The sequence below is a fragment of the Alteromonas sp. KUL17 genome, assembly GCF_006538305.1.
GTDB classification, from domain to species: domain Bacteria; phylum Pseudomonadota; class Gammaproteobacteria; order Enterobacterales; family Alteromonadaceae; genus Alteromonas; species Alteromonas macleodii.
The window spans coordinates 78,032-101,834 of the sequence record NZ_BJKJ01000012.1 but is presented as its reverse complement, the minus strand read 5'-3'; the positions used below and the strand labels follow the sequence as shown (position 1 = coordinate 101,834).

Annotated in this window: 19 protein-coding genes and 4 pseudogenes; 11 read left to right on the top strand and 12 right to left on the bottom strand. The window is 45.2% G+C overall.

The annotated features are described in order from the left end of the window. The first annotated feature begins 391 nt into the window (after positions 1-391). From recC to recD, 4 genes and pseudogenes are all read left to right on the top strand, one after another. A pseudogene (recC, locus tag KUL49_RS12225) lies at positions 392-4,014 on the top strand (exodeoxyribonuclease V subunit gamma). Further along, positions 4,011-4,910: a UvrD-helicase domain-containing protein gene (locus tag KUL49_RS21180; protein ID WP_242633821.1), complete on the top strand. Its 900-nt coding sequence runs from the start codon at positions 4,011-4,013 to the stop codon at positions 4,908-4,910. The pseudogene recC and the gene KUL49_RS21180 overlap by 4 nt, the downstream one beginning before the upstream one ends. Then, the gene (locus KUL49_RS12220) at positions 4,903-7,977 is read left to right on the top strand and encodes a UvrD-helicase domain-containing protein (protein WP_242633820.1); all 3,075 of its coding nucleotides are present in this window, start codon (positions 4,903-4,905) and stop codon (positions 7,975-7,977) included. Before KUL49_RS21180 ends, KUL49_RS12220 begins: the two co-directional genes overlap by 8 nt. 33 nt (positions 7,978-8,010) lie before the next feature. Beyond that, positions 8,011-10,236 (top strand): exodeoxyribonuclease V subunit alpha, encoded by a 2,226-nt coding sequence (gene recD / locus KUL49_RS12215; protein ID WP_131137452.1) that lies wholly within the window; start codon positions 8,011-8,013, stop codon positions 10,234-10,236. 54 nt (positions 10,237-10,290) lie between these two features. On the opposite strand, the gene KUL49_RS12210 is transcribed toward recD, so the two are convergent. Together KUL49_RS12210 and KUL49_RS12205 are read right to left on the bottom strand one after the other, a co-directional pair. Then, complete coding sequence (locus KUL49_RS12210; protein ID WP_039216512.1) at positions 10,291-10,698, bottom strand: hypothetical protein; 408 nt, start codon at positions 10,696-10,698, stop codon at positions 10,291-10,293. Positions 10,699-10,805: 107 nt separating this feature from the next. Further along, positions 10,806-12,233 carry a PLP-dependent aminotransferase family protein gene (locus KUL49_RS12205; protein WP_131137451.1) on the bottom strand — a complete coding sequence of 476 codons (1,428 nt, stop codon included), beginning with the start codon at positions 12,231-12,233 and terminating at the stop codon, positions 10,806-10,808. A 259-nt stretch (positions 12,234-12,492) separates the two neighbouring features. Here KUL49_RS12205 and KUL49_RS12200 point away from each other — a divergent pair, with 259 nt between their 5' ends. The 4 genes from KUL49_RS12200 to KUL49_RS12185 all read left to right on the top strand — a co-directional run bounded on the left by KUL49_RS12200 (position 12,493) and on the right by KUL49_RS12185 (position 14,330). Continuing rightward, positions 12,493-13,113: a LysE family translocator gene (locus KUL49_RS12200; protein WP_131137450.1), complete on the top strand. Its 621-nt coding sequence runs from the start codon at positions 12,493-12,495 to the stop codon at positions 13,111-13,113. An 85-nt stretch (positions 13,114-13,198) separates the two neighbouring features. Then, positions 13,199-13,537 carry a nuclear transport factor 2 family protein gene (locus tag KUL49_RS12195; protein ID WP_131137449.1) on the top strand — a complete coding sequence of 113 codons (339 nt, stop codon included), beginning with the start codon at positions 13,199-13,201 and terminating at the stop codon, positions 13,535-13,537. Positions 13,538-13,576: 39 nt separating this feature from the next. Next, entirely contained in the window at positions 13,577-13,957 is a 381-nt protein-coding gene (locus KUL49_RS12190) for a VOC family protein (protein WP_131137448.1), read from the top strand. 37 nt (positions 13,958-13,994) lie between these two features. Beyond that, a complete protein-coding gene (locus KUL49_RS12185) occupies positions 13,995-14,330 on the top strand; it encodes a hypothetical protein (RefSeq protein WP_014979563.1) in 336 nt (111 codons plus the stop codon). Positions 14,331-14,346: 16 nt separating this feature from the next. Here KUL49_RS12185 and KUL49_RS12180 read toward each other — a convergent pair whose 3' ends face one another. The 3 genes from KUL49_RS12180 to KUL49_RS12170 all read right to left on the bottom strand — a co-directional run bounded on the left by KUL49_RS12180 (position 14,347) and on the right by KUL49_RS12170 (position 16,462). Further along, positions 14,347-14,946, bottom strand: a complete 600-nt coding sequence (locus KUL49_RS12180) for a DNA-3-methyladenine glycosylase (protein WP_131137447.1) — start codon at positions 14,944-14,946, stop codon at positions 14,347-14,349. Between the two features lie 28 nt (positions 14,947-14,974). Then, positions 14,975-15,193, bottom strand: a complete 219-nt coding sequence (locus KUL49_RS12175; RefSeq protein ID WP_071815042.1) for a DUF2945 domain-containing protein — start codon at positions 15,191-15,193, stop codon at positions 14,975-14,977. 384 nt (positions 15,194-15,577) lie between these two features. Then, a complete protein-coding gene (locus KUL49_RS12170) occupies positions 15,578-16,462 on the bottom strand; it encodes a DMT family transporter (RefSeq protein ID WP_014949793.1) in 885 nt (294 codons plus the stop codon). Positions 16,463-16,709: 247 nt separating this feature from the next. Here KUL49_RS12170 and KUL49_RS12165 point away from each other — a divergent pair, with 247 nt between their 5' ends. Next, positions 16,710-17,159 carry a GyrI-like domain-containing protein gene (locus KUL49_RS12165; protein ID WP_131137446.1) on the top strand — a complete coding sequence of 150 codons (450 nt, stop codon included), beginning with the start codon at positions 16,710-16,712 and terminating at the stop codon, positions 17,157-17,159. Positions 17,160-17,231: 72 nt separating this feature from the next. Here KUL49_RS12165 and KUL49_RS12160 read toward each other — a convergent pair. The 3 genes and pseudogenes from KUL49_RS12160 to KUL49_RS12150 all read right to left on the bottom strand — a co-directional run. Further along, a pseudogene (locus tag KUL49_RS12160) lies at positions 17,232-17,978 on the bottom strand (TonB-dependent receptor); the annotation flags it as partial. A gap of 122 nt (positions 17,979-18,100) precedes the next feature. Beyond that, positions 18,101-18,451 carry an IS66 family insertion sequence element accessory protein TnpB gene (tnpB, locus tag KUL49_RS12155; protein ID WP_131137445.1) on the bottom strand — a complete coding sequence of 117 codons (351 nt, stop codon included), beginning with the start codon at positions 18,449-18,451 and terminating at the stop codon, positions 18,101-18,103. Further along, on the bottom strand, positions 18,448-18,768 hold the full coding sequence (locus KUL49_RS12150) for a hypothetical protein (RefSeq protein WP_131137444.1): 321 nt from the start codon (positions 18,766-18,768) through the stop codon (positions 18,448-18,450). The genes tnpB and KUL49_RS12150 overlap by 4 nt, the downstream gene beginning before the upstream one ends. A gap of 165 nt (positions 18,769-18,933) precedes the next feature. Between KUL49_RS12150 and KUL49_RS12145 the strand changes: the two genes are divergently transcribed. After that, entirely contained in the window at positions 18,934-19,698 is a 765-nt protein-coding gene (locus KUL49_RS12145) for a hypothetical protein (RefSeq protein WP_131137443.1), read from the top strand. A 185-nt stretch (positions 19,699-19,883) separates the two neighbouring features. Continuing rightward, positions 19,884-20,447, top strand: a pseudogene (locus KUL49_RS12140) (IS1595 family transposase); the annotation flags it as partial. On the opposite strand, the pseudogene KUL49_RS21175 reads toward KUL49_RS12140, so the two are convergent. From KUL49_RS21175 to KUL49_RS12120, 4 genes and pseudogenes are all read right to left on the bottom strand, one after another. Beyond that, positions 20,442-20,690: pseudogene (locus tag KUL49_RS21175) on the bottom strand (IS110 family transposase); the annotation flags it as partial. The pseudogenes KUL49_RS12140 and KUL49_RS21175 sit on opposite strands and share 6 nt — an antisense overlap. Before the next feature lie 133 nt (positions 20,691-20,823). Beyond that, positions 20,824-21,864, bottom strand: a complete 1,041-nt coding sequence (locus KUL49_RS12130; RefSeq protein WP_131137442.1) for a methionine synthase — start codon at positions 21,862-21,864, stop codon at positions 20,824-20,826. 125 nt (positions 21,865-21,989) lie between these two features. Continuing rightward, positions 21,990-22,964 carry a DUF1852 domain-containing protein gene (locus KUL49_RS12125; RefSeq protein ID WP_014949789.1) on the bottom strand — a complete coding sequence of 325 codons (975 nt, stop codon included), beginning with the start codon at positions 22,962-22,964 and terminating at the stop codon, positions 21,990-21,992. 299 nt (positions 22,965-23,263) lie between these two features. Next, positions 23,264-23,527 (bottom strand): Rho termination factor N-terminal domain-containing protein, encoded by a 264-nt coding sequence (locus KUL49_RS12120; RefSeq protein WP_014949788.1) that lies wholly within the window; start codon positions 23,525-23,527, stop codon positions 23,264-23,266. Positions 23,528-23,803: the final 276 nt, after the last annotated feature.

Sequence of the window (23,803 nt, the reverse complement as noted above, 5' to 3'; positions counted from 1 at the left end):
TTAACAGTGCTGCTCAGTAGCGCTAACGTGAATGAGTGCCAGGCAACGCTTATTCACGTTGTTACTGAGTAGACCGTAAACCTTACCCATACAGATTTTTCGTGTCCTGAGGTCTGTGTGGGTTTTTTTTGTCTGAAAATCGCCCACACACGCTTCTTTGCACTCATTTACTGCGCCAGATCTCTCTATCACTTTGCTAAGAACCCTCCGGATATTGTTTTCGCCATGCACCCCGATATTTGTTTTATTATCATAAGACATTTGCTTATCTAAATTTTGGAGAAATAACTTAACTACTGAGCACAATGCGATACACTAAATTATAAGGTCGACGATACCTGTACAGTCTTTGCACAGTATCTAAAAGCACGTTCTACAAAGGATTTTTCGATTGCTTGCGCTATATCCCTCTAATAAATTAGAACACTTAAGTTTTCTTCTCACCACGCTTTTACGTCAGCAGCCCATGGGTGTGTTTACACCAGAAACCATCTTGGTTGAAAGCCCGGGAATGCAGCACTGGGTCAGTATGCAGCTTGCCACAGAACACGGTGTGGCAATGAATATTGATTATCCTTTGCCGGTGCGCTTTATGTGGAATACAGCACGTACTGTGTTAGGACAAGACAAAGTACCCAAGCAATCTCCCTATCGTCGTGAAGTACTGACATGGCGAATCGACAATATTCTCCAAGATGGCTCGCTAATGAGCGCAGAAGCCTTCGAACAAGTTAACCGGTATTGGCAAAATGCGGGAAGTGAACAAGAGCAGGGGTTACAGCGCCTTCAGCTTGCTACCGCTCTGGCCGACGTGTACGAGCAATACTTGTTGTACCGCCCGGACTGGTTGTTTAAATGGGAAGCTAACGAACGCGCTGTATTTGATGACATAGAGATATGGCAAAGCGAAATTTGGCGCATATTGGTCAAAGAGCAGCCGTTGCATCCTGCACGTTTGCATCAAATGACGCTCGATGCGTTGGAAGCTGGTCATTTACCAAGCGAGCCAACGAACAAGTTGCCTGATCGTGTGATAGTGTTTGCTATTAATACTATGGCCCCACAGCTTATCGCATTTTTTGATGCCCTCGCGCAGCACATTGATATTCATATATTTCATTTAAATCCTAGCGTTAATTATTGGGGTGAAGCGAAAAGCAGTAGCGAACAGGCGAAATTATTGCGGTTAGAAGGCCTTAAAAAATGGATGGAAGAAGATCAGTCAAACCCGCTGCTTGGCAACTTAGGTAAACAGGGCAGAGAGCTATTCAACTTACTCACTGAACTGGATACCTTTGAGATTAGTGCGTTTGATTCACCGGATTTTGAAGAAACAAACGATAACGCTGGCAGCGACAATGCTCGTGGTCTCCTCGAGTATATTCACAACGATATCTTGCAGGCCGCTCAACCGAAGCCACTTGCTCATGATTTAAGAGAAAAAGACGATAGCGTTACTATCATGTGTACCCATTCCGCACTTCGCGAAGTGCAGGTTTTACACGACCACTTGTTACACTGGTTATCTCAAGATAAAACGCGCACCCCATCTGATATTCTGGTGATGTGCCCCGCCATCGAAAACTACGCGCCATTTGTTGATGCTGTATTTCACAGAGTAGGTACTAAGGCTTTGGCTGGCAGGGGGCAGGTTAGGCTTCCTTGTACCATTGCAGATAGAAGCCCAATGGATGCAGAGCCGTTGATTGCGGCGTTTATGGCGCTGTTACAGCTGCCCGATAGCCGCTTTGGTGTGTCGGACATTATGGATTATCTGCAGCTAGATTCAGTGCAAAAGCGTTTCTCAGTGTCACAAGAAGATATCGAGCAAATGGTGGTTTGGCTAAAACAAGCTCATATTCATTGGGGTCTTAATAGCGCCCATAAAACGGCCGTTTCAGAAGGTGTTGATCTAGACGACACTTACAGCTGGTGGTGGGGAATACGTCGATTACTTATGGGTATGCTTGCACCAGATAGTGAAGTCATTGTGAGTGACTTACTTACTATTCCCGACGTTGAAGGACAAAGTGCGCTTACGCTAGGTAAGCTTATTGACGTTGTGGCGCTGTTGGGTGAGTTTGCCCAAGTATTAACAGCCCCAAGGACGGCCGCGCAGTGGTCTAAAGCCTTAATATCGCTTAGAGATGCGTGTTTTATGCCGATAAAAGAGCAGCAGCAAAGTTGGGATCTTATCGCCAAAGTTGCTGCCGATCTTGCTGCACGATGCGAAGAGGCAGGTTATGAACACGAACTCACCCTTCGTCAGGTTCGCGACCTGCTACTCAATCGATTCTCGTCGCCAGATGCCGGTAACCACTTTATGACCGGTCAGGTTACGGTGTGTTCTATGCTGCCAATGCGTAGCATTCCATTTAAAAAAGTGTGCATTTTGGGGCTGAACGACAGTGAATTCCCCAGAAAATCAAGCCCGCTGGGTCTCGATTTAATGGCAGGTGCTGGCCGCCAAATTGGTGACCGCTCACGACGTTTGGAGGACAGATATTTATTCCTCGAAGCCATTATTTCCACCAGAGAGAGCTTATATTTAAGCTACCAAGGAAACGATGTTACTAATAATAGTGAGCGACAACCCAGTCTGGTATTGGCTGAGTTCATGGATATGTTAGCAAACAGCTACGCACTGGAGTTATCAAAGTACAGCGTTAATGCGCCGCTACACCCGTTTAGTGAAGAAGGCTTTACGGGAACCTTGCCGAGCTACGAAACAGGGTGGTTACGGTTAGCTGACGCGTTACAAAAAACGAAATTAAATACCGACGAAGCAGATAATGACTCTACCGATGATGGTAATTCGGCAACGCTAGCGCCATCAGCTGATACGCTTTCAACGCAAACGTTTCGTTTATCAGGTATTCAAATTGCGAGAGCTTTCAAAGATCCGCTGGAGTATTTTTCCGTCCAACGGCTGGGCGTGAATCTGTCTCAATCGTTTACGCTACTTGAAAATAGCGAGCCGTTTGAAACCAATGCGCGGCTGCGCTACCAGGTGCTCGACGCTATCTTTTCGTCTGCAGAGCGCGTTGCGCCAGAGAAAGATGATGTTACCCAGCTTTCCTATAGTGAAAAAGTGATCACGTTTGCGTCGCTTAGAGGGGATATTCCCAATAACCCCGTTGCCAGAGATGAAGTTGACATGTGGAAAGAAGGGGCGTTGGCATTGAGTCAGGCCATGGGCCCTCATGACGCGGAGCCTAAAAAAGCGCACTTTCAAGGCAAATACATCACCTTTACTTCATCGGCTTTATTAGGCAGTGACGCGCTAGTCGAGCTTTGTGCAGGCAAGATTGACGCACATCGCGCTTTGGGTTTCTTCATCTCACAATTAGTTTTTTCAAGTAGCGATGAAGAAACCAGCTACAGCAACTATCCGCTGGATATCTATTCGTGTGCCTGGGAAAAGGGCGAAACCATTTTGAAAAAGCAGCGCTTCCCCGCTTACGACCGGGAAACTGCTGTGCGTTTACTTTTGTTTATTGAACAGCTTTATATGGCAGTTTACACGGCGCCGACACCTATTCATTTAAGTTTGTTCGGTACGTTTATGCCCGGAACCAGAAATTCAGACACTAAGCCTGTAGTGGAAAGCATAAAGCCTGAGATGATTACCGACATTCTGCATGCGTTACTAGAGAGTGCGGACGGGACTAGTGAAACCGACAAAGCGATACTTAGACAAGTTCAACAGGCAATTGACGAGATGTGTCCGTTTGCAGATAAAGAGAACGCTGTAGGTAGTGAAGCGACAAATGAAAAACATGAAAAAGCGAAACAGGCGGTGGATCAAGCCGCTGCACTTTTAACACGATAGAGTTACAGCGAGCATTAACAGACTGGCAGCAAAGTAGCGGGCAATTCAGCGCCGATATGGCAAGCAACCCTTACTTACATTGGCTGTTTCCTCAGGGCGTGAGTTGGAATGATATACCGCATTTAAGTGCTTTTGTGCTGCTCGCCATGGTCAACAATGCGTCTCAGGAGGAGAAGCTATGAGTTACAACCCTACATCCTCTGACAACCCTCTAGACGAGCAAGCTAAGCTGCAAACCGACGACCACAGCGGCACTGAAGCGCAATTACTCGATGTAGTCGCTATGCCTTTAAAAGGGCGCCACCTTATTGAGGCCAGCGCGGGCACAGGTAAAACCTTTAATATTACGCGCTTGTATCTGCGTCTATTGCTTGAAAAAAAGCTTACCGTCAAAGAAATATTGGTGATGACTTTCACCAAAGCCGCGACCGAAGAAATAAAGGGGCGTATTGCGGCAACACTAAGAGAAGCCCTCCTTATTTGGCAGCAAGCCAAAGATAACGGCAATGAAATAGACAGTGGCTGTGACCCGGTTTATCAGTATTTATTTAATAGCTGTGATATTGACGAGAGTTTGGCACTTTTAAAAGCGGCGCAGCTGGAGCTTGATGAAGCCTCGGTGTTTACTATTCACGGCTTTTGTCAGCATGTTATTACCCAATTAGCATTTAACAGCGGCTTTGCCATGTCGCTTAATTTGGGCAATGACACCAGCGACTTATATCTTGAAGCTGCCGAAGACTTCATTCGAAAAATTAGCAAAAGTGAGGACGAGTTTAGGCTACTGGCAGAGTCTGGCTGGCATACACCTGACAGACTGCTGCGAGAGTTTAACGCCAGCATTAAAAGTACTCTGACCCCAATATTGCTTAGTGAAGAGGATATTGAGGCGGCGTGTAAAAAGCAGCTAGATGAAGCGCCGCATACATCTTTAGCCTACGTGAAGTCTCTACTTCAAAGCGTAGAGGATAATGAAGGGCTATTGGTAGAACAGCTTATCAAAACACCGGCTCATAAAAAACGAACGGCCACAGGAGTTGGCTGCACTGAAAGCTTGGTTGCGTTCTTGCGTGGATGAACAAAGTTATTATCTTCCGCCGCCCGAAGCGGAAGCCTTTGTTAAAGGTAACCGATATGCGCGAAATTCATCTGGTGTAAAAGAGATCTTAACGCCTATAAAAGATTTTGCAGGGGCGCTTAAAAAAGCATTTAGTGAGAAAGACAAAGCGCTTGGTAAGGTGCCTGTATTCAAGCTGGTGGTTGAAGCCATTGCGTTCATCAAATCCCGCGTTGAAAAGCAGAAAAAGCAGCTTGGCGTTATCGACTTCGACGATCTTATTCGCATGCTCGCCGACGAAGTGGTGAAGCCGAACAATACCCTTGTGCCTGAGCTTCGTAAGAAGTTTCCCGTAGCGCTTATTGACGAATTTCAAGATACCGATGCAAAGCAGTACGCTATTTTAGACGCAGTTTATCCTAATCTTGCGGATGCTAACGAAAGTGCATTATTAATGATAGGTGACCCCAAGCAGGCGATTTATCGCTTTCGCGGCGGCGATATCTTTACCTATTTAAAGGCGGGTAGGCAGGCAGATTACCGCTGGGTGATGAATACCAACTGGCGCTCGGTTGAGGGAATGGTTAAAGCCTATAATCGGTTATTTTATGGCGCGCCTGTGGCATCAAATAGACCTGCCGATGTGTTTGGTTTTGATATCAAATACAACCCAGTCGAATTTACGCCTAAAGCGGCCGCGGCAAAAACGCCACTTATCGACCCTGCCGAACAAGACAAGGTAATGAAAAGTGCTGTAATGAAGAGCGGTGTAATGAAAAGTGCTGTAACGAAACGCAGCGCAATGAACTATGTTAGCATGTGTTTGGACGACAAAGAAAACGCCCACATTATGCGTCGCAAAATGGCTCAGTGGATTGCGCAAGAGATTTACCGCTTATTGAACGAAGCGCACTTTCAAACCGCCAATGGTGGCACCGCGCCGGTGAGGCCTCAAGATATCGCTATCTTGGTGAAAGACAGGACCGAAGCTGGCGCTATCAAAAGTGTACTGCAGCAAAAAGGCTTGGCGTGTGTTTATTTAAGCGATCGCAGTAACTTATTTGCCAGTGCCGAAGCCAAAGATGTACTGCGGTTACTTAACGGTATTTGGCACGCTAACGACACCAGTAAAGTGGCGTCGAGCTTGGCGTCACCGCTTTGGGGTTATAGTGCCCAAACACTTATTGAATTGCTATACCATGAAGATGACGCGCAGTGGGATGCTGCTATCGACAAGGTATTGTCGCTGCGGGATATGTGGCTGCAAAAAGGGTGCATGAGTGTGCTGCTGTATTTAATGCAAGACAGCTATCAACCTCATGCTGACAGCGTGGAACGCGCCCTTACTAACTATCAGCATTTGGCCGAAGTGATGGAAAAAGCTAGCACTACTCACCAGCGCCCAGAGCAGCTACTCGACTGGTTGAATAAGCAAATTCATAAGCCTGAAAGCGATGAAGAGCTTACTTTGCGCCTTGAAAGTGACAGCCAACTTATTCGACTTATTACTCAACACGGCTCGAAAGGGCTAGAATACCCCATCGTGTTTGTTCCTTTTGCCACCGGCTACAGAGACGCCGCTAAAAACGGCAACACTACGTCGCAAATATTTACTTATTACGACGAGGAAAAACAAGATTTACAAATGCAGCTTGGGCAGACGCCACAGGCCATAGCTCGCGTTCAAAGCGAGAGCGAAGCGGAAGACATGCGACTGGCCTATGTGGCGGTAACACGAGCTGCCCATCGCTGTTACATGGGTGTTGTACCGCTAACTAACAATGAAAGAAGCGCATTAGCACGAGCACTTGGTGTAGGCGACGATGGCAGCAACAACGATTGGTCGAGTGTGTTAAACCGCGTTGCTGAAGAAGATGCGTCCCATGCCAGCCATATCGACGGTGATGAGTTTGAGGAAGTGTATACTGGCTTTGAACAAGAAGATGAGCTTCCTCAGCTTACCGCGTTGCAATTTACCGGCACGGCAAGCGAAGAATGGCGACTGTATTCATTCTCAGCAATGAGCCGTTTAACCACGGTTGGTGCTAACCAAAGCGTTGAAACAGGCACAGCAGCAGAGAGCGGCGCATCAACAGAGCCCTTGGGTCAAACCCTTCCTAGTGTGCCCGTACTTCAAACCATTCGAGATGAAGAAGTGTATGCAAGCGACACCCTCATGGGTGAGATGGGCTCAATTGATGCAGACATCAATTCCTCGGCAGCTGTTGAAAGTACGGTAAGTAAAAGTGATCTGCGTTTTACCCTAGAGAAAGGTGCGAGCGCAGGTAATTTACTTCACGATATTCTAGAGCACAGTGACTTTAGTGCGCCCGATTGGGAAGAAACGGGTAAGGAACTGGTTAACCGCTTCGGGTTAGATGAAAAGCGAACGCCGCTACTTTATGAATGGTTAGAAGAAGCGCTACAGACGCCTCTGTATCCCAATATGCAGCTAAGTATGAGTGATTTGCCCTTAGCGCAAACCCTGCGCGAAGCCGAATTCTATTTTCCAATGAACGACACGCAATGGACTCAGCTTCGTGAAGTACTCGCTACCCATAGGCAAAACGTAGCTGACGTTATTGGTGGCGAGATGGAAACAGCGCCTCAATTAATCACAGCTAAATTACAGGGAATGATGCACGGGTTTATTGATTTGATTTTTGAACATGACGGTCAGTTTTATGTGGCAGACTACAAATCAACCTGGCTTGGCGACACCCTTGATAGCTACACGCCAACAGCGCTGTTTCACAATAACCAGCATCACCTTTACGACCTTCAGTACTTAATTTACTGCTTGGCGCTACATCGCTATTTAAAGAATACGCTGCCTAACTACGACCCAGATATGCATTTTGGTGGAGTGTATTACTTGTATCTACGCGGTATGCACCCAGAAAACGAGCGCGGGGAAGGGGTATTTTATACTGATGTTCCATCGTCTGTACTCAATCGATTAGACGGGATATTTGCGAGCAAAGACGATGCCCAGCAAGGCAATAGTTCTTCGAATGCAGGCAGCTCTCACCAGCCTTTGGAACAAACGTCTTCGGGTCAGCAGCAGTTTAGTTTCGATGACGAGTAGTCAACATCATAGAGGCTAAAGCAAAGGAAAATAATGAAAAGCAATCAACACTCTGTACCGTCATTTTTTGATAACTTGTTTGGCATCGAGGCGATCGACAAATTTGTCGCAAAAGAATTTGGCTTTATTGATGAACTGGAGCAAGAAGAACAGTTTATTTGGGCTGGGATCTTAGCATACTTGTCGTATATGCAGCGCAATGGCCACAGCTGTATCTATCTAAAAGACATAGCGGGTACGACGCTTTTTAAAGAGGTAGTCGCAGAACAAGAGGCAGCCTTGGCGGTTGAAACGAATGAGCATAGCAGTAATGGGGCGGCGGCTGCTTCACTGACGCTGGTTGAACAAACCGAGCAGGAAAAAGCGCCCAAAGCAGGTGTTGACGTGCCACAACTAACACCGTTACTTAGAATTTTAAAAAGCGCACTGGTTAACGAGCAGGTGGCTCAACTATTTGTCTATAGCAACGGCAAGCTGTACAGCCGTCGCTACTATGAATTTGAACAAGAAGTAGCACGCAATGTTGTAAAACGAGCTGCGCTTACGCCGTTAAGTGATGAGGCAAGCGAAAAAGTAAAGCAACTTTGGCCAGCAATCTTTCCTACCGAAACAACCGATCGGCAAGATTGGCAGCAAATAGCGGTGGCGAAAAGCCTAATGCAGCGCTTTTGCGTTATAAACGGTGGGCCAGGAACAGGTAAAACCTATACTGTATTGCGCTTATTACTGGCGCTACAGGCTTGCGATGAAAACTTAAAAATTGTGCTGGCAGCGCCTACAGGTAAAGCGCAACAGCGTATGACGGAGTCTATCATGAACAGCATCGACGGGCTTCGCGGCAAGTTGGACGACGCAGTACTTAACAACGTGCCTACCGATGCTGTGACGCTGCATAGATTACTAGGTTTGCGCGAGCACGGTGTATCGACTAAGTTCAATCAGCACAATCAATTGGCAGCAGATGTACTTATTGTCGATGAAGCAAGTATGGTCGACTTAGCGCTAATGACACGTATAGTACGAGCATTGCCAGACCATGCACGGCTCTACTTTATCGGTGATGCCGACCAGCTTCCTGCGGTTGAGCTTGGCAATGTGTTAGAGCAGCTAGTTAGTACCGGGCCAGCAAGTTTTGACGAAAATGCGAATGTGCCAAATGGCACAAACAGCGCACATAGTTCAACTAGTTTAAACAGTCATGACGACGGGCTTTCTTTAGGTGGCGTGTCATCGTTAATGAGACAGCACATTGCTACGCTATGCCCGCATCTGCCCTTGTTACCGGTTGATGAGCAGGCAAAAAGTTATGTAGCAACACTGCAAGCACCGCAGCGCTTTAAGGGACAGGTGGCTAAAGTTGCAACGGCCATACAGCGAGGTGATGCAAGCGGTGCACTTGCCGCTATTAGCGACAAAGCAACTGACAATGATAAAACTGCTGGCCCTAATTCAAATATCGATTCAACTCTTGTTTCAAATACTTCATCACGCCTACAGTCTGGCGTTCACCTATGGCCAGAGTTCCAGGTTAGCGGCCGTGATTTACACCAGTTGGCCAAAGAAAGCTTCTTGCCTATTTTTGACGCTGGCAGTGCCGAAGAAGCGCTTAATCGCCTGAATGTGGTTAGGTGGCTAACCCCGGTCCGCAAAGGCGGAATGGGCGTAGAAGGCCTGAATAATTTGGTGTTCGACGCTATCAAGCACAAAATCAAAAAGCGGGAAGGTCATTTCTATCAAGGTCAGCCCATTATGATTGTCAAGAATCATCATCCTCAACGACTATCAAACGGTGAGGTTGGTGTAATCTGGCCTGACAGCAAAGGAAAGCTATATGCATGGTTTTACCAGGATAGCCAAGCTTCGGGTCAAAACGGTTTAAGTCAAAAAGCTTCGGCAAATGCGGGGGACAGTGCTAACAAGACGCTAGCGCAAAAACAAGCGTTGCGCAGCATATCGCTATCAAGAGTACCGCAGTTTGAAACTGTGTACGCCATGACCATACATAAATCTCAGGGCTCTGAGTTTAACCATGTTGTGCTTATTTTACCTAAGCCTGATAGCGAGAAAGCCGCCAATTTATTTCATCGAGGCCTAGTGTACACCGGGTTAACCCGTGCTAAAGACGGCTGCTTAATCATCTCTGACAACGCTACATTTAGCCACATGGTTCAACGGGTGGATAAGCGTTATTCCGGGCTTTCTGAGGCAATAAGCCTGCAACTAGAGAGTACATCAAACGCCACCCCAGAGACTGAATAGAAATAAATGTACTCTGACCCCAAAATTTTGGGGGCAGAGTACATTTCTGTGTGGTTATTTCACTGGCGTAAAAAGGCACAGGCCGCGTTTGTTAATATCAATTGGGGTTTTGCTGATTAGATAAATGCGAGTGGGGGCAGTTACGCGCAAAATTCCGCCTTCGGCATTTAAAAACTGTGAAGGCAAAAGTACAGACGTGTCTTCACTTTCTGAATTGTCGGTCTCGGCTTTCACTGCAAAGTGTGACAAACCGCAGTGATCCAGCCAACCTAATATATTATCTGGCGTTGCCACAAAATTATCGTGCTTCAATACGCTGCTATGTAGCGTAATATTCGCACCGAAGACGGGCTTATTCTCTATCGCCATTTGCGTGTTAGGCTTTAAATGCAGACGGTATAGTCCGTGTGCTTCAGGCACAATGTCATCATTCGCATCTGTATTATTCACTAACGTAAGCATACAAAGTTTCACAGGTTAGTTTGGATGGTTTTATTTTGGTGGACTTACGGCTAGCCTGCGTTGATGTGGATCAACTGCCCTTGGGTTTACGCACTTTGTATAAAAAATTAGGCTTCTTGTGCAACAAGCATCTCACCAAGACGCTGAATAGCTTCGGTGCGCGCAGCCTGCGTACTATCAATAAAATTAAAACGCAGGCAATGTCGATACTTACCTGTTGCTGAAAATAGCTGCCCTGGCGCGACATAAATTCCTTTTTGCTTGGCTTCGTCAGCCAGCTTCACGGAGTCATAACGGCTGTTTAGCTCTACCCAAAGCACATATCCCCCTTGAGGGTAGCTAATACAGGTGTCGGCGGGAAAGTAACGCTTAATGTCTGAACGTAGTGCGTCTCGTGCACTTAGGTAATGGTGACGCATAGCCCGAATATGTTTGTCATAACCGCCTTGCTCAATGAAACTGGCTATAGCTAATTGGGGTAGAGTAGGGCACATAGAGCTACTGACATATTTAACGTGGAGCACTTTATTTCTATAGCTTCCCGGCGCTATCCAACCCACGCGAAAACCAGGCGCTAGCGTTTTTGAAAACGAGGAGCACAGTAAAACGCGCCCATCTTTATCGAACGATTTAATGGTTTTTGGACGAGGGTAGGCGTAGGCAATATCGCCGTAAATGTCGTCCTCTATAATGGCTACATCGTACTCTCTGGCCAATTCATATAACGCTTTCTTTTTCGCCTCAGGCATAACGAATCCTTGAGGGTTATTTACCGTTGGGGCGACTAAAATGGCCTTGATCGGCCATTGATCAAGCGCTAGCTTTAATGCCTCTAAACTCAGTCCTGTTTCAGAGTCGGTGGGGATCTCTAATGCTTTTAATTCAGCGCCTTTTATAGCTTGCATAGCACCATAGAATCCGGGGGATTCTACCGCTATCACATCGCCGGCGCTCGCCACTGCGCGAAGGCAAACAGATAGGGCTTCCTGGCAGCCAGAAGTCACAATGAATTCGTCGCTTTGCAACACACAGCCAGATGCTGCTGCCAATCGGCTTAGCTGTTTTCGCAGAGTTTCATCACCTTTTACGTCACCGTATATCATGCCGTCCAAGGCTCGATGTTTGGTGAGTTCATGCAGGCGTTTTATAAGCGGTTTAAGGGTTTTGGCAGTCATGGTGGGCATGGCATGCTGAAACTGGCACAGGGTTTTAGCGTCATGATCTTTATTGAAGGTATTCAGCAAAGTGTCTAGCACGTCTTCCCATTGAGACACATCCATAGGGCGTTGCGGAGGCTTCGTCATGCTAGGGGTGTTATCTATTAATATACTATGGGCGACAAAATAACCTGATTTAGGTTTTGCCTCTACCAGTTGCTGCGCTTCTAATACTCGATATGCTTCCTGCACGGTAGCTATACTTACTTTATGCTCCGTTGACAGCTGCCTAACCGAAGGTAACTTGTTCCCCACCTCAAAAACACCACGCTCGATTTGGGCTTTAAGTTCATTGGCTAATGTTTCGTAAAGCGTCATCGCAATATTTATTCTTATGAAGTCATCTGCATACAGATAACTATATCTTAATTGACAGGAGCTTTTAACCATACAGATTGGTGAAATAACTACCATACAGACGTTACAATGATTAAACTGTATGGCTGTTTTTAAGTGTATTTGGGTATGATGCATACAAAAATATGATTGTATTGTGTTGGTGAAAAACAAGCGTTTGGCTAACCGACCCCTTTCTTTTAAAGAAACGCATTGGTCACCTCAACACATAAGGACTGTCATGGAAACATCTTTACTCATCGCGCTTGCGACATTCGCGTTCATCAGTACGGTAACGCCTGGCCCGAATAATATGATGCTATTGGCTTCTGGAGCACAATACGGTTATAAACGTTCGCTGCCGCACATGCTGGGTATTGTAATTGGTATTGCAGGTCTAATGATAAGCACACTGCTAGGCATTGGTGCGCTGTTCAACATATTTCCCGTACTGTACAGTGTGCTAAAAGTACTTGGCGTGGCATACCTGTTATGGTTAGCATTTAAAATTGCCACTGGCCCCGTAGATGAGCCAGTAGGCCTAGTAGAAAACAAAATTGAGTCGACCAAACGCCAAGGGCCGCTCAAGTGGTGGGAAGGGGCATTATTTCAGTTAATTAACCCTAAAGCATGGATGATGGCGTTAGCCAGCGTAGGCACGTTTTCACTGCCTGGCGAGCACTACACCCAATCTGGTATTGCAATTGTTACCGCTTTTGCCGTGATTGGTTTTCCAAGCATCTCGCTTTGGGCAGCGGTAGGCGCAAAAATACGCGTGTGGTTGAGTTCGCCAACTCGAAGACGGCAGTTTAACCTTACAATGGGCGCGGCCACAGCAGCCACGTTATTTTTGATAGTGTAACGGTTATATTAACTGGACGCTGGCCTTTTGGGTGTAAACCGATTGGCTGGTGTCTTTTAAAAAACTGATAAAGGGAACACGTAAAATGGAGTGGGTCGACGTCTTTATTCAATACTTAAGCGCCTATGAACAAAAGGACCTAGACAGTGTTTCCGATATGTTTGCGGATGACATTGCATTAAGGGACTGGAAAATTTCTGTAAAAGGTAAACGGTTAGCCGTTGATGAAACACGTAAGAACTTTGAGAATGCTGACTCGATAGAAATAGATGTGCTGTCTACTATGGTAAACGAGAAGATGGTGTCTGGTGAGCTCAAAATTGTGGTGGATAAGTCTGAAACACTGTTCGTTGTTGATGTCTTGAAATTTAATGAAAACGGTAAAATCATAGCTATTCACGCTTATCTAGGACGCGACGATTAAATCTAGCGCAAACAATACAAATACAAGGAGCAAGTCTTCATGGAATTGAACCAAGTTACGTTACCCGTTACCAATATGGTCGAAGCGGTGGAGTTTTACCTTACACTTGGGTTCACTCAAATTGTAGATACACCGCATTATGCCAGATTCACGTGTCCTGAAGGCTCGTCCACATTTTCGGTCTCTTTAGAAAGCGAAAGTGCTCAAAATCACAGTGTGATCTATTTTGAACACGAGGCGCTAGACGAGTTGTATACCTCTCTTGTGGAAAAAGGTATTCGTTTTGAGCAGCCGCCAACGCAGCAGCGCTACCTTTGGAAAGAGGCCATTTTAAGAGATCCATCTGGCAACAAAATAAAGCTGTACTGGGCAGGAGAGAATAGAGTGAACCCGCCTTGGAAAGTGGAAATAAAGCAGTAGCCATTTAGATAAACTTCAAGAAAAACCGAGATAACCAGTGACAGACTCCCAAACTAGCGTGCACTTTCGCTTAACAAAATTAGATGCCATGCAGGCGTATACGCTAAAACGAGAAATTGAAGGCGCTTACTTTAGCAAGCGTGAAGAATTTGTAGATGAAAAAGGCTCAGGTGCGTTCATTGGCATGGTGCCTTTAAAAGAAAGCCTGTTTGACGAACTCAACGATTACGTTATTCGCCAGCAAATTCAATATGATGACTGCGATATCTATGTTGAATCAAAAATTGCTAACGGTGATATTGCCGTGCCAAGGGTGGTAAACAAATTGCTCAAATACATCGACTGCAAGCTGACTTTCGCTTTTGCGAAGTAGTTTCAATTGAGGTGCGCTACTTAAGCGTGAACCGCCAAGGCAAGGTTGTGTCATCCCGTACACCTAGCTTACCGGTTTGATCGTCTTTTGCGTAGTCTATGCCGATGCGAGGCGAACTAGTGATATGTTTACTAGCAATGGCATGGTTACTTTCCTCAATCCAAATCAAAGTGTTATTCACTACAGGCTCACCATTAAGCGCAGGTGTTATCGCAAGAGCTTGTGTCAGCTTAGCTGGACCGTCACATAGATTACGCAATGATGTGTTCACGCCGCGACGTTCACGCATTTTGTCTACACCTTCTGTAGGCTTAATTTTTCGGATCAGAACTGAATCAGTGTGGTCAGCGTCATTTGTAACAATATTCAACATACTGTGAGAACCATAAATGGTGTAGATGTAAGCAACGCCGCCTTGCTTTTTAAGTGTTGATATCGAAGAAGGGCGCCGCAACAGGTGTTTTTCCATGGCAAGATCCTGATGACCACGGTAGGCTTCCGTTTCTGTTATCGCTCCCCCGGTTAGTACGCCGTCGACATTACTAAACAGGACGTTACCAATGAGCGACTTCGCTATATTGACGACATCGCTATCAGTGAAAAAAGAACGCTGCATTTTTCGTTTAGGTTTATTAATCAACAAATTAAGATGACTTCGTAATTTCGCTGTGAGATTTTAGCACTTTGCTACCGTCGTCCTGTTCAATGAGATATGCTGGGTCGCTGTCGCTAGCCTCTCGTTTTACTGATGAGCCTTTAATTGTGCGTTCCACGTCGCTAGTAAATTTTTCTCTGATATTGCCCGTGGCACTGCCGTTACCCCATTCCCATTCCACTTCTGTGTTTACCGCATAATGTTTCATAATTATTCCCTAAGCCACTAAATCAACTATTCACTTAGTTGTTTAACGAAAAGAATAAGACCTGAGTTCAAAAAGGGGAAAAATAAGGATGGTAAAAAAGTACAGAAAGTTTGAAACCCTAGGGCCTGTTGACCTTTGTTGTACATTTTTGCAGCGGTCTGTGTGCCATCTAGACAAGGCGGATGTTTGACGGTTTAGTGGTTCTAAATCGAAAACATTCAACGCAGTATAGATGGCACAAAGGCGCTGCCCGAAGGGGGCGTTATGGAAGCCTTTTACTCTTTGTCACAGTCCTTTAACTTAGCTCGCTAGGCTTGCAGGACTGTTTCGCGATTAAAAGGCTTCCATTTAGACCAAAATTCGTACACCAAAGGTCAACAGGCCCTAGGAAAGGGTTTCAATTTGTTTTTGTTTGGGTAGTTGTTTTTGCGTAGCTGAACTCCCGGCGGTAGCAATAACGACTAAAGCCACTGCAAACCATTGTGAAAGCGTGAGGGTTTCATCAATAATGATGAACGCCGCTATGGCTGCAACGGCAGGCTCAACACTCATCATAATGCTGAAGGTTTGCTTAGGCATATTGCGCATTGCACTCATTTCTAACGTATACGGGATAGCCGACGAGAATACGCCTACAGCGAACCCGATGAAAATAGCCTGTGGCGAGAGTAAGGCGATACCTTGACTTGCAACGCCAATAGGCACTACACAGATAGCGGCCACTAGCATGCCTAATGTTACCGTAACACCGCCAGAACCTTCGTTGCCTGTTTTGTTTCCAAATACGATATAACCGGCCCAAAACGCTCCGGCTGTAAGGGCAAGAATAACGCCGACGGGATCTAAGCTCTCGGCCGACGCGCCGCCAATATCGGGAAGCAGCAAACAAACGCCTGCAACGGCTAAAATAGCCCAAGCAAAGTCTCGCTTTTTTCTGGCACTAAAAAACGCCACAGCCAATGGCCCGGTGAACTCAAGCGCAACACCTATGCCAAGGGGAATACGCTCAATCGCAAGATAGAAGATGATATTCATTGCGCCTAAGCAAGCGCCGTAGAAAATAACGTTACGCCATCCTTTCGCGCTTAAGCGCGCTCTCCAAGGTCTAAAAATTACTGTTAACACCAACGCGGCGAAAAACGCACGAAGAGCACTGGTGCCTTCAGGGCCAACTATAGGAAAGAGTTGTTTCGCAAACGATGCACCAGACTGTATGGTTACCATCGCCAGAAGCACTGCGACTATGGCAAGTAAAAAACGTTGATTCACAATATATTGCAACCTGGATGAGACAAAACCGGATTATATTTGTTCTAAAACTGAAATGCTCGTTGATAAGGGAAAGTATTGAAAATTAAAAGGTGATAACAGCTAGTTTCATTATTTTAAACCAATGAGCCTTTTACTTTGCAGTTAGAATACACATGAAAAGTAAGTGAAATAACCAAGATCTGAATGGTGGGCAAAGCACAAGCGTGTATCATGATTATCTCGCACAAATAAATGGAATAAAGACATGGAAATGCGACAACTCTCTTCACCGATAGATATTAAAGGCTTTTCGGTGATTACCAATAATCACACTGAATTCTCACCACAGGGAAAGATACCCACACTTTGGCAAAGGTTAGATAATTCGATAGCTGTTGACTATAAAGGCGGCGAGCGAGTGTATGGCGTGTATTTCAACTACGAATCCGATCATTCCGGTGACTTTTCCGTGTTGGCTGGGTTTGACGGTGACTCAGTGCCCGAACATTTAAAGGTTGAGTACATCACTATTCCCGCAGGAAAGTATCTCGTTTTTTCGCGACAAGGTGAAATGCCGCAAATTGCCATTGATGCATGGAGCGATATTTGGCGCTATTTCACAGAAGGAGGTGCCGAGTATGAAAGGACGTTTTCAATAGACTTCGAGCACTATGTGAATGGCAACCATATAGACGTCTATATAGCGATAAAATGACGTCATGTTAACTTTATAATAAAAAACGGCGCTAATAAGCGCCGTTTTTATCATTGCTCAATATTACGTAAATTACATTTTGTACGCTACGGTAACGTATCCGAAGCGGCCAATGTTGTCGTACGCGCCGTCTATTGAACCCGTGCCTGTCGGTAGCGCACGGTTAAACAGGTTATCAATACCCACGGTTAGGCTAACACCGTTAGCAAAGTTGTAACCCGCGGTCACGTCAGTCACAGCGTATGAAGGCAGTTCCATACGGTTGCTCGGATTTGGGTTACGCGCTAACTCTTGGTTGTCGTAAAGGCTTGAACGTTCTAGGTAGCGAGTTTTCCAGCTTGCTTCCCAATCACCACGGCTATAGTTGATGGTGAATACACCCTGCCTATCAGATTCACCTGCCGTACCTGCGTACTGATAGAATACTTCAGGGTTATCTTGGAATGGGAATTCTTTGCGGTCTTTAAGGTAAGTCGCAATCAAACTAGTACGGAATGCGCCTTCTAGCGTTGCTGAGTCGTAATCAGAGTTGAAATCTGCAGGGATACCTAACGCTGCACAGTTTGAAATGCGTTGGTCGGCGTTGGCTAAGTCAGCAAGGTTGTCTGTACGACATGGATCGTCTACGCGGAAGAAGGTTTGGCTTGCTTCACCATAAAGTTCACCGATGTTCGGCGCGCGTAGTGCAGATGATTTTGTCGCACGTAGACGTAAATCTTCATACACTTTCCAATCTAGACCAAGCTTCCAGCTTTTCGTGTTGCCAATCGAAGAGTAGTTGGCAATACGCGCGCTCTTCTCTTCAAGAAGCGCTTCAAGTTCAGCGATGCGGGATTGGTATTTTTTCTCGTTCATACCGCTATTACCCCGTATTAAGCTGCTGATTACCTTACATTATTAAGACTATTTCGTGATCGTTAATCGCTACTTATGATCACAGGTTATAAGCCGGATGCGTTGTAGTGCAACGGCTGATGCCCTACGACATCGTAGCCCGATAACAGCCATTGTAGTTGCTGTTCACTCATATGCATCTGTTTTAAGTTCGCATCGACAGGCCATTTAAAGCGATGTTTTTCGAGGCGTTTATACCAGAGTGCGAAGCCCGTTTTATCCCAATAGAGTATTTTGACCTTATCGCGCTTTTTGTTACAGAAGACGAACAGTGCATCGCGAAACGGATTAAGGTCCATATCCTGCTCAACCACGACAATCAAGCCGTTAATCGATTTGCGGAAGTCGACAATATCCATGTACAGATAGATATCGGCAGGCTCAACGAACATCTTCATTCGACCAATGCCTTTATCACAGTAGCAATCCAGTGAGGACTCATGTTCGTTGGCACCCTCAATTGAGCGTTTTCGAGTTGCAGGACAAGGTCGCTATCGGTTTCTTCTGTGTATGACTCAACCTTAGTGACTTTACGCTTTACCTGAACGAACCTACTGCTTGTTCGTTGAAGCCGAATATCTCGCCGTCTAGTGTAATAAGTTTGAACATTAATTTGCTGTTGGCGACAAAACTCCACCGCGGTGAGTCCACTTTGTTTTTGTTGTTCAAATAGATTGAGCCAGTCTTGGATGTCTCTTCGTTGATGTTGCTGCATGGTCATTCTCCTTAGCAAAAAAGAACACCATGCCGTAGCTGACTTATGAATTGAACGTGGGGATTACCGGACGGACACTGTTGACAATGTAGAACTCACGACTGTAAGTTTATGTAAACGCAGTTTACATAAATTTACTTTTTGTCAATGTATAAGGATATATCAATGAAAGTAGTAACTAGCTTCACAAAATTTAACCCTATCACTGTTTTTTTCTTTTTTGTACTTGCAATCTTCTCTGGTAGTTCTAGTGCGAGTTCTCTCGTCTATTTTGAAACTCAAAGCGGAGATGAGGTAAGAGTTGTATGGGATAAAACAGGCTCTTCAGTTAAAGATGTTCGTTTCAGTTTCTTTATCGATGAATCTCAAGCTCCTATGCCAGTTTTTGAAGATTTCATCAGAGCTTCAATTGAAAACAGATTGTACACATATGATTACACTACTTGTCCTACAGCGCATTGTCATGTGGGTTACAAAAGGCGAAAAAATCAACCTGCGAGTTCTGAACCAAATAGATTTGTAAGTGAGTTCCAAGGTGAGTTAGGTACACAAGTCGCGGGAGGTTTTGAGGGGTTGATTGATGCCGTAGCTGATGATGTAACAGAATGGTATGAAGATAGTACGTCTTCGTCTGCTGATTTTGTAGTATTTAAAACTAATGGCATTCCCAGTGCAATATGCACACTGACCAGTAGTGGTTGCGACAACGTTACACAGATTACAATAAAGCCTGTTGGCGCTAATGGCTTTGAGTATGATTACCCGTTGTTAAGTCCGACTGATGAAGATTCCACATTAGTCGAGCATGCAATTTTTTCGTTCAACAATTGGATACGAGATAATGAGCGAGGCCAGTTAGAATGCAGTTCCACCTCCAGAGTTGTTGATGGCATTGAAGTTATTATGGTCACCTGTCATTTTAGTTATTAGTGCGAAAAAAATCTTATTCGTTATTTTTTAATATACGGATCTTGTGCATTTAACATAAATTACTTAGCGGCCTTGATACTGGATAAAAATTTAGTTTCAGGTCGCTTCAAATTTTTACCTTATTACCCACATTGCTCAGTTATTGCTATACTGTATATATAAACAGCATTTGAGTGAGATAGAGCATGGCAAAGAATCAGGTACAGTTTCAGAAAGGCTATAGCGTGTTTGATTTCATGCAAGACTTTGGCACAGAAGATAAATGTGAGAAAGCCTTATTCAATTGGCGTTTCCCCCAAGGTTATGTATGCCGCGAGTGCAGTAATACAACCTACTGTCAGCTTAAATGCAGGAAGCTATTGCAATGTAATCGGTGTGGTCATCAACACTCGCTCACTAGCGGGACTCTGTTCGCACATAGCAAATTGCCTCTCACCAAGTGGTTTATGGCAATCCATTTATTGACCCAATCGAAGACAGGGTTATCTGCGATGGAAGTGAAGCGCCAGTTGGGTGTGAATTATGACACCGCTTGGAAAGTGAAACACAAGCTGCTTCAGGCGATGAAAGAGAGCGAGGATAAATCCAAGATAGGCGGAATCGTCCAGCTAGACGACGTCTACTGGGGTGGCGAGCATCGCGGGGGAAAGCGAGGACGAGGTGCAGGAGGTAAAACACCGTTTTTAGCTGCCGTTGCATTAAACGAAGAAGGCCATCCAGTGCGCATGAAGATGACGGTAGTCGAAGGGCTTTACATATTGCGGAGGGAGCAGTCTGACTTTGTGTCCCATCGACTCACATTGCCTGCCGAGCCAATGTGCACCGCCACAAGCCTCGAACGCGATTGTGCATGGCTGTACTTGGTGAAGAAACTGAATGAGTGCTGCGCGGGAAAACTTTTTGCGAATAATCTGATTATCAGAATAATCACGGCCTATAACATGAAAGGATGATTTGCCTAAATCGATACCAAGAACTTTAATAGTAGACATGATGGTTCGCCTCTTTGATTGCCTAACTCTAAGACTAGCTTAGAGGTGAGGCGGACCATCTAATTAAGCCCACGTTGATATGGGCTTTAGTGCGCTTTCAAAATGCTCTTGCTTAACAAAAGTTTGAGGCGTATTAAGCACTGAGCTTCTGAGCTAATTCCTGCCTTACTATTTCAGCGCCAGCGCTGAGCGCCTCAAGCTTGCCTCGAGCAACCTGTCGTGAAAGGGGCGCCATACCACAGTTTGTACAAGGGTAGAGTTTGTCGGCATCCACGTACTTTAATGCTTCACGAAATGTAGCTGCTACTTCTTCTGGTGTCTCTATTGTGTCAGTTGCAACATCAATAGCGCCCACCATCACTTTTTTGCCTTTAAGAAGCGAGATCAGTTCAATGGGTACATGAGAGTTATGGCACTCCAGAGAAACCATATCAATATTAGATTTTGCTAGCTTAGGAAAGCTCTCCTCATATTGTCGCCACTCAGAGCCTAATGTCTTCTTCCAATCGGTATTAGCTTTGATGCCATATCCGTAGCAAATGTGCACTGCAGTTTCGCATTTAAGCCCTTCAATGGCTCTTTCTAAAGCGGCAATACCCCATTCATTGACTTCATCGAAAAATACGTTAAACGAAGGTTCATCAAACTGGATAATGTCAACACCAGCAGCCTCAAGCTCCTTTGCCTCTTGGTTTAGTATTTTGGCAAACTCCCACGCAAGTTTTTCGCGACTTTTATAATGGTCGTCGTACAGCGTATCAACCATCGTCATAGGACCAGGTAACGCCCATTTGATGGGCTGATCGGTTTGGCTTCTCAAGAACTTTGCGTCTTCAACGAACACTGATTTTGGCCGTGTAACAGCTTGGGTAACGACAGGTACGCTAGCGTCGTAGCGATTGCGAATACGTACGGTTTTACGGTTTTCAAAATCAACACCGTCTAGGTGCTCAATAAAAGTAGTTACAAAATGCTGACGGGTTTGCTCACCGTCACACACAATATCGATGCCTGATAGAGCTTGTTCCTGAAGCGTAACGCGAAGCGCGTCTTTTTTGCCTTCCTCTAATGCTTCATCTTCTAGCTTCCAAGGCGACCACAGGGTTTCAGGCTGTGCAAGCCACGATGGTTTTGGAAGACTGCCTGCAATTGAAGTGGGGAGTAGTTTTTTCATGTGATTCGCTTTCTTCTAATCAATAATTTGTATGGATGCGCGAAGGGCAGAACGTGCTGCCCTTATCATAGTTTTGTAGTCGCAACATGTGCGGTTTGAATATCGCAAGTATCTAAATGAACGGATCAGGCGTAGCTTGCTGTGAATTGCGCTAACTTGTGTTGATAAGGCTTTATAAAGTTCTCTTCTACGAACTTGCCTTGTTCAACGGCTAGATGAGTCCGCTCCTCACGGTCATAAACAATGCGAGTCACTGAGTGATCGCTATTTTTCAAGTTTGGTTTGTAGCTTAAACCTGCCTGGGCGTTAGCGTTATAAATCTCAGGGCGATAAATTTTCTGGAAGGTCTCCATCGTAGCAATAGTGCTGATAAGTTCTAAATTGGTGTAGTCGTTTAACAAATCACCAAAGAAATAAAATGCAAAAGGAGCAGCACTGTTTGGTGGCATGAAATAGCGCACGTTTAAGCCCATCTTCTTGAAATACTGTTCAGTTAGTGATGATTCATTAGGCTGATATTCAACGCCTAAAACGGGGTGCTGATTTTCTGTTCGACGGTAGGTTTTATTGTCGGAAACGCTTAAACAAATGACCGGCAGCTTTGAAAAATGTGCTTTATAGGCTTCTGAATTAACGAAATACTTAAACAACTTTCCGTGCAGATCACCAAAATCGGTAGGGACACTGAACGAAGACTGGCCACGATTGTGATTAGATAGACGAACGCTAAAGTCATAATCGCGAACATAAGACGAGAAGTTGTTTCCCACAATACCTTGAGTGCGTTTACCCGTTTTTTTGTCAATTATATTGGTTTGTAAGATCTCGATAGTTGGGAATGTGTTGCCGTTACCCTCAACGTCGATATCTACCGACACAATTTCAAGTTCGACAGCATAGCGATCGCCACTTTCATTGTCCCAGCTAGCCAGTGCATTAAAGCGGTTGTTTATCATGCTTAGTGCATCGCGCAAGTTTTCTTTGCGGCGTTGACCACGAGCTAAATTGGCGAAGTTGGTGGTGATGCGTGTGTTGTCTGAAGGGCGATAATCTTCATTAAACTGAACGCTGTTAATAGTAAAAGAGAAATCTGTGTTCACGTTGTTGTTCATGAGAATGCGCTTCTATTCCTAAAGTTAAACCGAGTAGTGAGACTGCTGTGAAAGCTATGAACACGTTATACGTCGATTTAACTATGAATAAAAATGACTTATTTTCATTTTATCATGAAATATTGTCATGTATTGGGCGGGCGAAGAGCTAGCCGCCTACTATTGAGGCGGTAGATCTTTACTTGAAGTTGAGGTTTGCCACGAAATGCACAAATTATGCGTGTCTGATAAAACGTAATCACCACCGCCACAGCGACCAGTTTTTGTATGTGGCGGTCTATCCGCCACTAATGATTGCGTAAAGCATCAATTAATTCGTCTTTGCTCATGTTAGAGCGACCTTCAATGCCGACTTCCTTGGCCTTTTGATACAGTTCCTCTTTAGTGCGATCCTCGTACTTTTTGCCTTTTCCACCATCTTTAGAAGGCGTTTGTTCGCTATTGGCTTGCGCATTGGCAATGCGCGCCGACTTCTCTTTGCTATAGCCTTCCTCGCGAAGGGCTTCGTAAGTGTCGTCGTTTTTAATTTGGTTGCCGTGGTCCTTAGCCATATTTAACTCCTGTTTTGCATACTGAGTAATCGATTAATGTTTCGCCGTAATTCTTACTTTGTATTTATATAGTTGGATTACACAGTCGTTTAGAAGGCAGGCTTCAAGTGCGAAGAACCAATAGCGAGAGAGTGCTGCGCCTTTAACATCAGAAAAAATGTCATTCATCGCAAACGCCAAAAACGACAAAATAACGCTGCACCGTAATGTAACGACTTAACGCGTTAAAACTTCTTATGTTGTCAATTTTAGTGCGCCACATGCACGTAAAAAGTG

Coding starts and splice junctions, on each gene's coding strand:
- KUL49_RS12190 (WP_131137448.1), top strand. CDS start 13,577: ATGGAATTGAACCAAGTTACGTTACCCGTTACCAATATGGTCGAAGCG.
- KUL49_RS12195 (WP_131137449.1), top strand. CDS start 13,199: ATGGAGTGGGTCGACGTCTTTATTCAATACTTAAGCGCCTATGAACAA.
- KUL49_RS12145 (WP_131137443.1), top strand. CDS start 18,934: ATGAAAGTAGTAACTAGCTTCACAAAATTTAACCCTATCACTGTTTTT.
- KUL49_RS12205 (WP_131137451.1), bottom strand. CDS start 12,233: ATGACGCTTTACGAAACATTAGCCAATGAACTTAAAGCCCAAATCGAG.
- KUL49_RS12165 (WP_131137446.1), top strand. CDS start 16,710: ATGGAAATGCGACAACTCTCTTCACCGATAGATATTAAAGGCTTTTCG.
- KUL49_RS12180 (WP_131137447.1), bottom strand. CDS start 14,946: ATGCAGCGTTCTTTTTTCACTGATAGCGATGTCGTCAATATAGCGAAG.
- KUL49_RS12200 (WP_131137450.1), top strand. CDS start 12,493: ATGGAAACATCTTTACTCATCGCGCTTGCGACATTCGCGTTCATCAGT.
- KUL49_RS12175 (WP_071815042.1), bottom strand. CDS start 15,193: ATGAAACATTATGCGGTAAACACAGAAGTGGAATGGGAATGGGGTAAC.
- tnpB (WP_131137445.1), bottom strand. CDS start 18,451: ATGAAGATGTTCGTTGAGCCTGCCGATATCTATCTGTACATGGATATT.
- KUL49_RS12150 (WP_131137444.1), bottom strand. CDS start 18,768: ATGCAGCAACATCAACGAAGAGACATCCAAGACTGGCTCAATCTATTT.
- KUL49_RS12130 (WP_131137442.1), bottom strand. CDS start 21,864: ATGAAAAAACTACTCCCCACTTCAATTGCAGGCAGTCTTCCAAAACCA.
- KUL49_RS12210 (WP_039216512.1), bottom strand. CDS start 10,698: ATGCTTACGTTAGTGAATAATACAGATGCGAATGATGACATTGTGCCT.
- KUL49_RS12120 (WP_014949788.1), bottom strand. CDS start 23,527: ATGGCTAAGGACCACGGCAACCAAATTAAAAACGACGACACTTACGAA.
- recD (WP_131137452.1), top strand. CDS start 8,011: ATGAAAAGCAATCAACACTCTGTACCGTCATTTTTTGATAACTTGTTT.
- KUL49_RS21180 (WP_242633821.1), top strand. CDS start 4,011: ATGAGTTACAACCCTACATCCTCTGACAACCCTCTAGACGAGCAAGCT.